The sequence below is a fragment of the Algimonas ampicilliniresistens genome (assembly GCF_030159955.1).
Lineage (GTDB): Bacteria > Pseudomonadota > Alphaproteobacteria > Caulobacterales > Maricaulaceae > Litorimonas > Litorimonas ampicilliniresistens.
The window spans coordinates 1,299,868-1,312,621 of record NZ_BSNK01000001.1 but is presented as its reverse complement, the minus strand read 5'-3'; the positions used below and the strand labels follow the sequence as shown (position 1 = coordinate 1,312,621).

Genomic DNA, 12,754 nt, shown 5'->3' with positions numbered 1-12,754 from the left:
AGGGTGCTCCCGTGAGCGGCCTGATCGGCTCTGCGGTTAAAGCCCAATGGGGCTGGCTGACCGAGTATAACAAAACGCTCTTTTCCAACGATCTGGTCGCCGCCATTGTTGTGACCATTCTACTGGTGCCCCAATCGCTGGCCTACGCCTTGCTGGCAGGATTGCCGCCCAAGGTCGGCATTTACGCCTCAATCACGCCGCTACTCGCTTATGCGGTGCTGGGTAGCTCTCGACAGCTGAATGTCGGGCCGACCGCTGTGATCTCTTTGATGACGGCGAGCACGATTGCTGAACTTCCAGAAGAACTCCGGGTGGTTGGCGCGGCGGCGCTTGCCTTGATGGTGGGCTTGATGCTCATTGGCGCGGGTGTGATGAAAGCGGGCTTCTTGATGAACTTCGTCTCTCGCCCGGTTGTCTCGGCCTATATTACTGGGGCCGCACTTCTGATTGTTATCAGTCAGTTGCGGCATATATTTGGTGTTGATGGCGGTGGCCGAACGGCCTTTGCAATGGTCAGTAATCTCAGTCGACAAGCCAGCGAAACAAGTCTGATCACAATCGGAGTCGGGGCCGCAGCTTTGCTCGCCTTTTACTTGGCTCGAACGCAAATCGCTTTTCAGCTGATTAAAGCGGGTGTGCCAAGCCGACGCGCAAAAATGTGGTCACGAATGGCACCAATCGTCATCATTGGTCTGTTCATCGTCGCCAGTTGGATGGCGGGTTTGGATCAGCAGGGATTGTCGGTTGTTGGCGTAGTCCCAGGTGGCTTGCCTCCCTTCCGTATCCCCTATGTCGAAACCTCACTGATCCAGTCGCTGCTTATTCCAGCCGCGGTCATCGCGATTGTGGCCTTCGTTGACAGCACCTCGACAGCGCAAGAATTGGCCGCGCGACGCCGCGGTTCGATCAACGCTAACCGCGAATTATTTGGTCTAGGGGCCGCCAATATCGCGGCAGGTCTATCGGCAGGCTATGCCGTCAACGGGTCCATGTCGCGCTCTGCCGTCAATGCGGCGGCAGGAGGTGAAACCCCCTTATCCGCTGTGATTGTCGCCATTTTGATGGCACTAACGGCCATGTTTCTGACGCCCTTATTGACGCATTTGCCGTTGGCTGTCTTAGCTGCCCTGATCATAATTGCGTGTTTCTCCTTGCTCGATTTTCGATCAATTTGGCGGACATGGATCTATTCACGACTAGATGGGTTAACGGCTGTCGCGACATTTGTGGCTGTTCTGACGCTTGGCGTTCAATATGGCGTGTTGGTCGGCGTCGTCCTCGCCATGGCGCTGCATATCCGAACGACCGTCAATCCGCACATGCCACTGGTCGGGCGGTTTCCGGGTACCGAGCATTATCGTGACGCCACTCGCTTTGTTGTGGAGACGAATGATCAGGTAAAAACGCTCCGAATTGATGAAAGCCTTTATTACGCCAATGCCCGAACGTTGGAGGATCGTGTGGCGCAGATTGTGGCCGAAACCCCGTCATTGACCGACCTGATTATGATGTGCACGGCCGTCAACCGGATCGATGCGTCAGCGCTGAGTTCTCTCGAAACCATCAATAACCGCCTGAAAGCCTCAGATATCAGGCTTCATTTCTCTGACATGCAAAGCCGTGTACGGGAGCGTCTGTTCCGATCATCCTTCTTGGACCGGCTCACGGGACAGATATTCCTGTCGCAGCACGAAGCCATGGAAACCCTCCGCCCGGAGCCTGATTGGTCATTCCTTGACGACCATATCGACATTCACTGACGGACACGTCGAGAGACTGTGAAGCCTTGCACCAATTAGAACCTAGGGCTAACAGATCACTAACTAGAAAACCTAGGACGTTTGGCGGCGCGCATTTTTGACGCGACCCGACGACCGACACGGAAAGAGACGGCCATGCCGGACGACGATAAGTCCGGCTCTGAGCCTGCACTTGAGCCTGCCGAGGACGGCACGCCGAGACAGGAACGGAGACGGGCAAGGCGAACCCCATCTGCGCGTCGGGCCTCTAAGGGTCCGGGGCGGCATAAGCGTTCGCAGGCCTTTGCAGCCATTGATCTTGGGACCAATAATTGCCGCCTGCTGATCGCTCGTGAAACCGATGACGGCTTTCGTATCATTGATAGCTATTCCAAAGTTGTCCGCCTTGGTCAGGGACTGGCTCATTCCGGCGAGCTGGCTCAGGAGAGCATGGACGCCGCTGTCGAGGCGCTGAAAATTTGCGCCCGAAAGATGAAATCCAAACACGTCAAACGTTGGCGCTGTGTGGCGACTGAGGCCTGTCGTCGCGCGGGTAATGGGGCGGAGTTCTTGCAACGAGCGAAAGATGAGGCGGGTATTGCGCTGGAGGTCATCTCTCCGCGTGTCGAAGCGCGCTTGGCTGTCATGGGGTGTCTCAAGCTGATCGATCCGACCAAGGATGTGGCTTTGGTCATCGATATTGGCGGTGGGTCGACCGAACTCTCATGGGTCGATGTTCGTAAGCTTCGCGAAGAGGAAAACCCCCGTATCCATCGTCCCCCGATCAGTGCTTGGGCGTCGCTTCCTTTGGGGGTCGTCACCCTATCGGACAATGTCCCCGAACATGATGACCGGGAGACTTGGTATGCCGACATGAAGACGGCCGTGCGCGACGCCATCAAAGAGCAGGGCTGTGACACGCGGTTCGTTCGCGCTTTCGAGGAAGGCCGCGGCCATTTGATCGGCACCAGCGGGACCATCACATCGCTCGCCGGGATCCATCTGAAATTGCCGTACTATCAGCGCGCCAAGGTCGACGGGCTGTGGTTAAGATCTCGAGATGCCGTCGCGGTTGCGCGGGACATGGCCTCACGATCCCCGGAAGACCGCGCCAAAGAACCCTGTATCGGGGAAGACCGCGCGCGCATGTTGGTGGCGGGTTGCGCCATTATTGATGTCATCTGCGAAATGTGGCCGTCCAAAATGATCCGCGTGGCGGATCGAGGCCTGCGCGAAGGCATGTTAATCGGACTTATGGGATCGGGACGCGCCGACGATAAGCCCGCATCTGCACCCATCGCCGGGCACGAGGCAGCAAAATGAGCGACGACGGAAAAATGAGCGGTGGCAAACCGACCGGCGAAAAACGCAAACGTCAGACCAAGCCGGACGCTAATAATGCCACGCGTATGCTGCATAAAAAAGTGCGCTCAGCCAAGGGCCGGAAAATTAGCTCGAAGCTCTGGATCGAACGCCAAATCAACGATCCTTATGTTCAGAGAGCCAAGGAGCTGGGTTATCGATCCCGTGCCGCCTTCAAGCTCGAAGATCTGGATGATAAATATAAGCTGATCGGGAAAGACTCACTGATTGTCGACCTCGGCTGCGCGCCGGGCGGCTGGATGCAAGCGGCGTTCAAACGCGGCGCGAAGCGCATCGTCGGCATTGATATTCTGCCGGTCGAAGCCGTTCCGAATGCAGAAATCTTGCATCTCGATTTCATGGCGGATGACGCGCCCGATCAGTTGAAAGCCCATCTCGACCGGGCTCCCGATCTCGTCATGTCTGATCTAGCCCAGAATACGACCGGCCATAAGCAGACTGACCATTTGAAAACTGTGGCACTGGTCGAAGCAGCCGCAGAGTTCGCGATGGATGTGCTGGCGCCGGGTGGGCATTTTGTGACCAAAGTTTTTCAAGGCGGGACGGAAGAGAGGCTTCTGAAACGTCTCAAATCGCGGTTCGATTTCGTTCGGCACGCCAAACCCGCTAGTTCTCGAAAAGGTTCACCAGAGATCTATCTTGTGGCGATGGGCCTACGCGACTCCCTTTAGCGTTTGCGACTCATCCCGACCCCTGATAGGGGCGGCTCGCAAATGGAACGGAGACTCCTCATGGAGATTCGAGAAGGCCTGACCTTCGATGACGTCCTGCTGCAACCCCAGGCGTCCGATATTATTCCCGCGCAAGCGCGGCTCAACACGCGGTTGACGCGTGGGATCAGCATGAATGTGCCGCTCGTCAGTGCGGCCATGGATACGGTGACGGAAGCCCCGCTTGCCATTGCCATGGCGCAGATTGGTGGCATTGGTGTTGTACACCGAAACCTGACGATTGATGAGCAGGCCGAAGAAGTCCGCAAGGTCAAACGCTATGAAGCGGGCATGGTTGTCAACCCTGTGACGATTGCGCCAGATGCCACACGGGCTGAACTTTCGGCTCTTGGCAAGCGACACAATGTCTCCGGCCTTCCAGTCACGGAAAAAGACGGCAAGCTGGTCGGGATTATTACCAACCGTGATGTTCGCTTTGCGGATGATCCCACGCAGCTTGTTCGTGACTTGATGACGACGGACCTCGTGACCGCCAAAGTCGGCGTGACCCAAGCCGAAGCCAGAACCCTTCTGCATAAGCACCGGATCGAGAAGTTGATCGTCGTTGACGAGAATTATCGCTGCGTTGGCCTCATCACGGTCAAGGACATGGAAAAAGCCGAGAACTTCCCTAATGCGTGTAAAGATAGCTCAGGCAGCCTGCGCGTTGCTGCCGCGTCCACGGTTGGTGATGCGGGCTATGAACGGGCAGTAGCGCTGATTGAAGCGGGCGTGGATGCGCTCGTGATCGACACGGCGCACGGTCACAGTACTGCGGTTAGCGCTCAAGTCCGGCGCATTAAAGCCGCTTATCCGGACACGCAGATTATCGCAGGCAATATCGCGACAGAAGCGGCGGCCATCGCGTTGATCGATGCGGGTGCAGATGCGCTAAAAGTTGGTATTGGGCCGGGTTCGATCTGTACAACCCGGATCGTTGCGGGCGTTGGCGTGCCACAGCTCACGGCGATCATGGATGCGTGCAAAGCGGCGAAGAAGGCCGGTATCCCCGTGATCGCTGATGGCGGGATTAAGTATTCTGGCGATATGGCTAAGGCCCTTGCTGCGGGCGCAGAGACAGCGATGGTTGGCTCTCTACTGGCGGGGACAGAAGAAGCGCCCGGGGAAGTGTTCCTCTATCAGGGTCGCCAATATAAAGCCTATCGCGGTATGGGATCCGTGGCCGCCATGGCGCGCGGTTCTGCCGATCGGTATTTCCAAAAAGAAGTCTCTGACACGATGAAACTCGTGCCGGAAGGGATCGAGGGCCGCGTTGCCTATAAGGGCCCCGTCGGACCTATCTTACATCAGCTATTGGGCGGCATTCGTGCCTCCATGGGCTATACAGGCTCGGAAACGATCAACGACTTCCACAATAATGCCGAATTCATTCGGATCACGGGGTCTGGACTGCGCGAAAGCCATGTTCACGATGTGCATATCGCACGCGAAGCCCCCAACTATTCGATGCCCGGATGACACAGGTTAGACCATGAGATTAGGTGGGCGGATCGCAGCAGCCGAAGAGGTGCTGCTCGATATCGGTACACGCCGAACACCTGTCGCTTTAGCGTTGCGGGATTGGGCGAAATCGCACCGTTTTGCCGGATCTAAGGACCGCGCCGCTATTGGCAATATAGTCTATGACGCGTTACGCCACCGCAGTAGTTTTGCGTACCGTATGGATGATGATAGCCCGCGCGCTCTGGCTATCGCCGGGGCCGTGTGGGGATGTGGCGTCTCGCTCGAACAATTAAATTTTGATGTTGAAGATCGCCATTCACCGTCGCCTCTGACTGAGACCGAACGCGCGCTGATTTCTGGGAAAATCGATCTCAAAGACGCGCCGGATTGGATTCAAGCTGATGTACCGGAATGGCTCTGGCCCGCGTTCGAGAACAATTTTACCGATGAAGCCATCGCTGAAGGGCAGGCGCTAGCTCAGCGTCCGCCATTGGATATGCGGGTGAATACGCTCAAAGCGCAGCGCTCGGACATTGAAACCGAGGCGGTGCCCACGCCGCTCTCACCCATTGGTCTGCGTCATCCACCCGTTGATGGCTTTGGCCGTCATCCAGACGTGCAATCAACAGCTGATTACCAACGCGGAAAGATTGAAATTCAGGATGAGGGTAGCCAACTCGTCAGCCTGCTCTGTGCCGCGCAACCGGGCGATAAAGTGCTCGATTATTGCGCCGGCGGAGGTGGTAAATCTTTGGCGCTGGCCGGTGACATGGGCAATCGCGGCGAAATCTACGCCTATGATATCGACAAACGTCGGCTCGCTCCGACCTGGCAGCGCTCTGATCGGGCTGGGGCCTCAATCATCGAGGTCATCGCCCCGCCAGCCGAGACGCTACCTGCCTTAAAAGGGTCAATGGATAGGGTCCTGATTGATGCGCCTTGTACCGGACTTGGGACATGGCGGCGTAAGCCTGATGCGAAGTGGCGCCTGACCGAAAATGCGTTGGAACGCCGCCGTAAAGAACAAGTCACGGTGCTGGATCAAGGCTCAGAATTCGTCAAAGTGGGCGGTTTCCTCTTCTATGTGACCTGTTCAATGCTCGCCGAGGAAAATGAAGCGCAAGTCTATGCGTTCTTGGAACGCACAAAGGGCTTCTCGCTATTGAGTGCTGGCGAAGTGTTTGAAGAACGGTTCGGGGTCGATGGTCCAAAGCCTTGGTCCGAAGATGGGCTCACCCTGACAATGACACCGGGCTCGACCGGCACGGACGGTTTTTTCTTTGCAGTGATGGAACGCAGCCAATGAGTGAGCAGCACGACGACATTATTCAGCAGCATGAGCGGCTGTTAATTGTCGATTTCGGGTCTCAGGTGACCAAGCTGATTGCTCGGCGTGTGCGTGAAAGCGGCGTTTATTCCGAAATTCATCCGTTCAACAAAGTCGACGCCGACTTCCTCGCCCAATTCAAACCCAAAGCGATTATCCTGTCGGGAGGCCCATCCAGTGTTGCGCATACGGGAAGTCCGCGCGCCGATACGAGCATTTTCGAACTGGGTTTGCCTGTCCTTGGTATTTGCTATGGTCAGCAAGTGATGGCGGCCCAACTGGGCGGAGCTGTCGAAAAATCTGACGACCAGGAATTTGGCCGCGCCTATCTAGAGAAAACCGGGGATTCCCCGATCTTCAACGGTCTAACGGACCGGGAACAGGTCTGGATGAGCCACGGCGATCGCGTGAGCGATATGCCTGATGGTTTTGAAATCATTGCAAAAAGCCCGAATGCGCCGTTGGCTGCCATCGCGGATGAAACGCGTCAGTTTTATGGCGTCCAATTCCATCCAGAAGTCGTCCACACAGAAAATGGCGCGCGAATCCTGCGCAATTTCACCCACGACATCGCCGGATTTGACGGTGATTGGACCATGGCCGCGTTCAAGGATGAGATGATCCAAGCCGTGCGCGATCAGGTCGGCGACGGGAAAGTCATTTGCGGTCTATCTGGTGGGGTTGATAGTTCCGTTGCGGCCGTTCTGATCCATGAAGCGATCGGTGATCAGCTGACCTGCGTCTACGTCGATACCGGCATGATGCGCAAAGGTGAGAGTGATCAGGTCACCGCGCTGTTCCGCGACCATTACGACATCAATCTGATCCATGTTGACGCGGGCGATGAATTCCTCGGCCTGTTAGCGGGTGTTTCTGATCCAGAGCGGAAGCGAAAGATCATTGGTGGCACGTTCATCGACATTTTCGAACGGGAAGCCAAAAAGATCGGCGGTGCCAAATTCCTTGCGCAGGGCACACTCTATCCCGACGTGATCGAATCTGTGTCTTTTGACGGCGGTCCATCTGTAACCATCAAATCGCATCATAATGTTGGCGGTTTGCCAGAGCGTATGGACCTAGAATTGGTCGAGCCTTTACGCGAATTGTTCAAAGATGAGGTAAGGGCGCTCGGACGGGAACTGGGACTGCATACTGACTTCGTTGAACGTCATCCGTTCCCTGGTCCAGGGCTCGCGATTCGATGCCCCGGTGAGATCACGAAAGATCGTCTCGATATCTTACGCGACGCAGACGCTGTCTATCTCGACCAAATCCGCAAACATGGTCTCTATAATGATATCTGGCAGGCTTTTGCCGTGCTTCTACCTGTTCAAACCGTAGGCGTCATGGGCGATAGCCGGACGTATGATTTCGTCCTTGCGCTGCGTGCGGTCACGTCAACAGACGGCATGACGGCGGACTACTATCCCTATTCGCACGAATTTCTGGGTGAGACCGCGACACGGATCATCAATGAAGTCCGCGGCGTGAATCGGGTGGTTTATGATGTGACGTCCAAGCCGCCTGGAACAATTGAATGGGAGTAGGGGATCTGAGCCCCCTCAAAACATCCTAATTGTTGAAAAAGGCGGGCATGTCGCCGCCAAATCCCGTCGAGCCGTTTTTGTCACCCTTTGACTGGGATGAAGATCGCTGGCGAGTGCTTGATGATTTCCGATTTGACGATGATCCTTTTGATGAGGATTTCACGGGTTTCGGTGTTTGTTCATGCTTAGACTCGCGCGGTGTGTCGTCGCGCTTACTCTCGCGCGTCTTATTTTCACGTTTGCTTTCACGGGGGGCTTCAGTGTCTGAAGTCTCAGTCTTCCGCGATGGTGCTTTACGGGTCCGCTGAGCCTTAGGGCGCTCTTCACGCTTTACCTCACGCGGCGTTTCATCACGTTCATTTTTATGGGAGGTCGCTTCCGAAGAAGTGTCACCTTTGCGGGACGGCGCTTTCCGAGTTCGTTGAACCTTGGGCTTGTCTTCGCGTTTAGCATCGACCTTTGGGGCCTCTTCGCGTTTCGGCGCTGAACTGCGTCGGCTTGAATTGTTACTCGAGCCGCTATTGCGACCGCCTGACGATCGGCGGGATGATGATCCGCCGGATGGGCGACCTCGGGATCCGCCACGACCTTCGCGCGGAAAGTTGTCGATATCCGGAACGTCAATTTCTTCAATCGAGTCTTTGCCAATCAAATCGAGGATACTGTCGTAATTCTTTGAATCTAAAGGTGCGACAAGCATGATCGTATCGCCTTCGCGACCAGCACGTCCGGTCCGGCCAATCCGGTGGATATAGTCTTCGCTATGGTTCGGAACATCATAATTAAAGACGTGGCTGACAGAAGAAACATCCAAACCACGGGCCGCAACATCAGAAGCGATGAGATATTTGATATCTCCCGCCTTGAAACGGTCCAGCGTTTTGGTGCGCAGGCTTTGCGCCAAATCACCGTGGATCGGTTCGGCGCTGAGGCCGTGCTTGTTCAGGGATTTCGCAACAATGTCGACGTCACGTTTGCGGTTACAGAAGACAATGCCGCTATCGACCTCTTCCTGCTCCATGATCCAACGCAGCGCAGTACGCTTTACTTTCGAATCGCTAGATGGTGTCCGAATGATGCGTTGACGTACAGTCGCGGCGGTCGAGTTACGGCGCGCAACCTGGACGGTCACGGGTTGGTGCAGAAACTGCTCAACAAGGCGTTTGATTTCTGGCGGCATGGTCGCGGAAAAGAACAGAACCTGACGAGTGAAAGGCGTGATTTCAAAGATACGCTCAATATCTGGGATGAACCCCATGTCGAGCATACGGTCGGCTTCGTCGACGACGAGCGTTTGAACGCCAGTCATCAGGATTTTGCCGCGTTCAAATTGATCAAGCAGGCGACCTGGCGTCGCGATCAGAATGTCGACACCCTTTGTCAGTTTCCGGTCTTGTTCAGCAAAGGACACACCACCAATCAGCAGGGCCATTTCTAGCTTCAGATATTTACTGTAGCTTTTGACATCTTCAGCGACTTGAGCCGCTAGTTCGCGTGTCGGGCAGACAATCAAACAGCGCGGCATCCGCGCCCGTGCACGGCCTTTGGCAAGCTTATGCATCGTTGGAAGCGTGAAGGCCCCGGTCTTGCCGGTACCCGTTTGAGCAATGCCGAGAACGTCACGGTTTTGCATAGCAGCCGGAATGGCTTGGGCTTGGATAGGGGTTGGCGTTTCATAGCCAATCTCGTCCAGGGCCTTCAGGATCTTGGCGTCAAGGCCAAGCTCAGAGAAGGTCGTGTCAACGGGCTCGTCTGGCGAGATTTCAGTCGGGGCGTCTTTGGAGCTCACTTGGGCGGTCTTTCGGGCCAGGCGCCGGGCGTCATCGGTCTTGACGCGCAGCATCGCATGCGACTCTCGCACGCACCTCTCAGGCTTGCGCACCCTACACGGGTGCGGCGTATAATCAAGCGTCGCTGTAAGCTTTGAAATCTAGGGATATTTACGATCCAGCTAGCGATATTTATAAGGACGATCATCATCGGTCGTCGGGTTATAACGATCGCGCAAAGCCGTCATTCGCGACTCCAGTGAGAGCGCTTCACCGTCCTTATACATAGCGATTGGGGCTGATGACGCTTCCAATGGATCACCGTCCCAGACAACCAATGACGCAGCGCTGCCCGCACGCATCAGGCCTAAATCAACACCAAACCAGCGCGCGGGTGTGCCTAAGATGGCTTCAAAGGCTGCGTCACGAGACAGGCCGTGTCCGACTGCATTCCCAGCATGCTGTGTCAGTCCGCCAGCTTTTACGACGCCGAGCCCGGATAGGCCGCCGATTGCGTAATCGACACCTGCTGCGTCTAAGACGAGCACATTATCATAAGACGCGTTGAGGGTCGCAAAACTACCCGGCAGGTTTTCAAGTGGATCGACGATCACTTTGATGCCCGCAGTGGCGAGGTCTGCCGCCACAAGATGCGCTTCCTCTGCGCCGACAATAATGATGTTAAGGTTAGCAAAATCGGCCTTGAGGTCGACAAGTGCTAATAGATCTGAGGCGCGGCTTGCAGAGACCATGAGCGGAATACGTCCCGCCAGAACGGGACGAAGTGCTTGCGCGTCGCGGCGACGCAAAACATCACCTTCGTCTTGAGTGAGAAACCCGCGTCGGACATCGGCGAGTGCACCACGGAGCTGCGCCATAGCGGCCGCACGGGATCCACCCGCGCGCCGGGCACCGGTTTCGCCAAGCGCGACGTGAACGAAAGCCGCGTCATTAATGACGGAGTCATCAGAGCCGTCGAGGCTGGCTACTAAGCCCGTACCACCGAAAATCGTGTCACCTGTCGGGTTGGGAACAATGGCTGAATACATCACGCCCCGACGCCGCGCATTGGCGACATGTGCCGCACGTGGATTGAAGGAATCAGCGGCACGGAGTGACGCAGAAGCGAGGTCCGTGTTCGCGCTGATATCGTTCGTCGCGCTTTCCGCGCCAACATCAACGAGGCCGAGCGTGGATTTCGATGCGATCAAGCCGGGTGTGACCCACAGCCCTGCCATGACATCGGCACCGTCTGGGGAGGTGAGCGTGTCGCCCATCGCGGTGATCTGACCGTCGTTCACGATAATATCGGCGGTGCGGCTCGACCCGTTGGGCGCGATGACAGTGGCATCATCTAAGAATAGGGTTTGCCCGAAGGCCGGCGCGGCGGCGAGCAGACAGCTGGCGGTTGCGAGAAGAAGATGTTTCATCGAGCAATCTCCGTACCGAGGCGGAAGTCGGATTGGGGTTTCAGCCCAGCCTCGCGGTCAAATAGTAAAGCGCCGTCAAGATAGACTTGGTCAGGCCGGGAGAAGGTTGAGAAGGGGTCTCCACTCCACAGCACCATGTCAGCGCGTTTGCCGACTTCCAACGTGCCTGTTTCGTCAAGAATGCCGAGCGCTTTTGCTGGGTTGGTCGATAGCCACGTCCAAGCCTCGGCCTTTGAAATGTCCAGTCCCGCCCGATTGCCGTTAGCGCGGGCTTTGGCAACTTCCTGATTAAGGCGCTGGATATTCATGGCATCATCCGAATGGATCATGGCGCAGGCTCCAGCCGCATGCACAAAGGGGATGTTTTCTAGAATGCCGTCATAGCTTTCCATTTTAAAGCCGTACCAATCAGCCCACATCGCCGCGCAGGTTCCGTTTTCGGCTAATAGGTCGCCAATTTTATAAGCTTCGACAGCATGATGGAACGTCGTGATTTTATAATCGAATTCCTTGGATAGATCGATGATCTGCGCCATTTCGTCGGCACGGTAACAATGCATTTGGATCAGAATGTCACCGTTTAGAACACCCGCCAGTGTTTCTAACTGAAGATTGCGAGTTGGTTCGTCGCCATCCTCAATTTTCTTTTTATATTCTGCCGCTTTGATCCAATTCTTTCGGTAACCGGCAACGTTGCCCATACGTGAATCCGGGCCGCCTTTGCTACCATAGACCCGCTTTGGATTTTCTCCGCAGGCCATCTTCAAGGTGTAGGGGGCGTCCGGGAACTTCATGCCCTGAACGGTCCGCGAGGGTGCGTTGCGTAGGGTCACGCCGCGTCCGCCAAACAGGTTGGCCGAGCCAGGCAAGATGTGCAGGGTCGTTACACCGCCTTGCAGTGCTTCATCGAACCCGGGATCTTGTGGCCAGACGCCATGCTCGGCGAAGACTTCGGAGGTAATCGGGGAAGTGATTTCATTGCCATCTCCATGCGCATTCACGCCCGGAGATGCATAATTCCCAAGGTGACTATGAATGTCGATAATACCGGGCGTAATGAAACGTCCGCCGGCATCGAGAACGGTTGCGCCGTCTGCGCTCAAATCAGTGCCAATCGCAGAAATCCGCCCATCCACAACGAGGACTGAGTTGGCTGAACTGGCGTCTCCTGTGCCATCAATGATTGAGGCATTGGTGATCAGGGTCGTGACGGACGGCATCGGTTTATAGGTGCTGGGGAACGCCGTCGGTAGCTCGAATGTAGTGGTCTCTTTCTCGTCATCCTTAGCGGGACTACAAGCAACGATGAGGGCGGCGGAAAGGGCGAGGCAGGTGCGAAATGTCATCATGATCTTATCCGTAACCAAGCTTTTTCTCGTTGCAAG

The 12,754-nt window shown here is 55.9% G+C and carries 9 protein-coding genes; 6 read left to right on the top strand and 3 right to left on the bottom strand.

The genetic code is table 11. The features are described 5' to 3' along the window. Window positions 1-11: 11 nt before the first annotated feature. From QQL54_RS06155 to guaA, 6 genes are all read left to right on the top strand, one after another. On the top strand, window positions 12-1,760 hold the full coding sequence (locus QQL54_RS06155; RefSeq protein WP_284388699.1) for a SulP family inorganic anion transporter: 1,749 nt from the start codon (window positions 12-14) through the stop codon (window positions 1,758-1,760). A 135-nt stretch (window positions 1,761-1,895) separates the two neighbouring features. Then, window positions 1,896-3,062, top strand: coding sequence for a Ppx/GppA phosphatase family protein (locus tag QQL54_RS06150; protein WP_284388697.1), 1,167 nt, complete (start codon window positions 1,896-1,898; stop codon window positions 3,060-3,062). Continuing rightward, on the top strand, window positions 3,059-3,793 hold the full coding sequence (locus QQL54_RS06145) for an RlmE family RNA methyltransferase (RefSeq protein ID WP_284388696.1): 735 nt from the start codon (window positions 3,059-3,061) through the stop codon (window positions 3,791-3,793). The genes QQL54_RS06150 and QQL54_RS06145 overlap by 4 nt, the downstream gene beginning before the upstream one ends. Window positions 3,794-3,853: 60 nt before the next feature. Then, entirely contained in the window at window positions 3,854-5,311 is a 1,458-nt protein-coding gene (gene guaB, locus QQL54_RS06140; RefSeq protein ID WP_284388694.1) for an IMP dehydrogenase, read from the top strand. Window positions 5,312-5,324: 13 nt separating this feature from the next. Continuing rightward, a complete protein-coding gene (locus tag QQL54_RS06135; protein WP_284388692.1) occupies window positions 5,325-6,602 on the top strand; it encodes an RsmB/NOP family class I SAM-dependent RNA methyltransferase in 1,278 nt (425 codons plus the stop codon). Beyond that, on the top strand, window positions 6,599-8,170 hold the full coding sequence (guaA, locus tag QQL54_RS06130) for a glutamine-hydrolyzing GMP synthase (RefSeq protein ID WP_284388690.1): 1,572 nt from the start codon (window positions 6,599-6,601) through the stop codon (window positions 8,168-8,170). Before QQL54_RS06135 ends, guaA begins: the two co-directional genes overlap by 4 nt. 25 nt (window positions 8,171-8,195) lie before the next feature. On the opposite strand, the gene QQL54_RS06125 is transcribed toward guaA, so the two are convergent. From QQL54_RS06125 to QQL54_RS06115, 3 genes are all read right to left on the bottom strand, one after another. Then, window positions 8,196-9,959 carry a DEAD/DEAH box helicase gene (locus tag QQL54_RS06125; RefSeq protein ID WP_284388688.1) on the bottom strand — a complete coding sequence of 588 codons (1,764 nt, stop codon included), beginning with the start codon at window positions 9,957-9,959 and terminating at the stop codon, window positions 8,196-8,198. A gap of 162 nt (window positions 9,960-10,121) precedes the next feature. After that, a complete protein-coding gene (locus QQL54_RS06120; protein WP_284388686.1) occupies window positions 10,122-11,369 on the bottom strand; it encodes an amidohydrolase family protein in 1,248 nt (415 codons plus the stop codon). Beyond that, entirely contained in the window at window positions 11,366-12,715 is a 1,350-nt protein-coding gene (locus QQL54_RS06115) for an amidohydrolase (RefSeq protein WP_348520710.1), read from the bottom strand. Before QQL54_RS06115 ends, QQL54_RS06120 begins: the two co-directional genes overlap by 4 nt. Window positions 12,716-12,754 lie beyond the last annotated feature (39 nt).

What these genes read in the sequence shown, in the direction of transcription:
- QQL54_RS06150 (WP_284388697.1), top strand. Translation starts at nt 1,896, where the DNA reads ATGCCGGACGACGATAAGTCCGGCTCTGAGCCTGCACTTGAGCCTGCC.
- QQL54_RS06145 (WP_284388696.1), top strand. Translation starts at nt 3,059, where the DNA reads ATGAGCGACGACGGAAAAATGAGCGGTGGCAAACCGACCGGCGAAAAA.
- guaB (WP_284388694.1), top strand. Translation starts at nt 3,854, where the DNA reads ATGGAGATTCGAGAAGGCCTGACCTTCGATGACGTCCTGCTGCAACCC.
- QQL54_RS06135 (WP_284388692.1), top strand. Translation starts at nt 5,325, where the DNA reads ATGAGATTAGGTGGGCGGATCGCAGCAGCCGAAGAGGTGCTGCTCGAT.
- guaA (WP_284388690.1), top strand. Translation starts at nt 6,599, where the DNA reads ATGAGTGAGCAGCACGACGACATTATTCAGCAGCATGAGCGGCTGTTA.
- QQL54_RS06120 (WP_284388686.1), bottom strand. Translation starts at nt 11,369, where the DNA reads ATGAAACATCTTCTTCTCGCAACCGCCAGCTGTCTGCTCGCCGCCGCG.
- QQL54_RS06115 (WP_348520710.1), bottom strand. Translation starts at nt 12,715, where the DNA reads ATGACATTTCGCACCTGCCTCGCCCTTTCCGCCGCCCTCATCGTTGCT.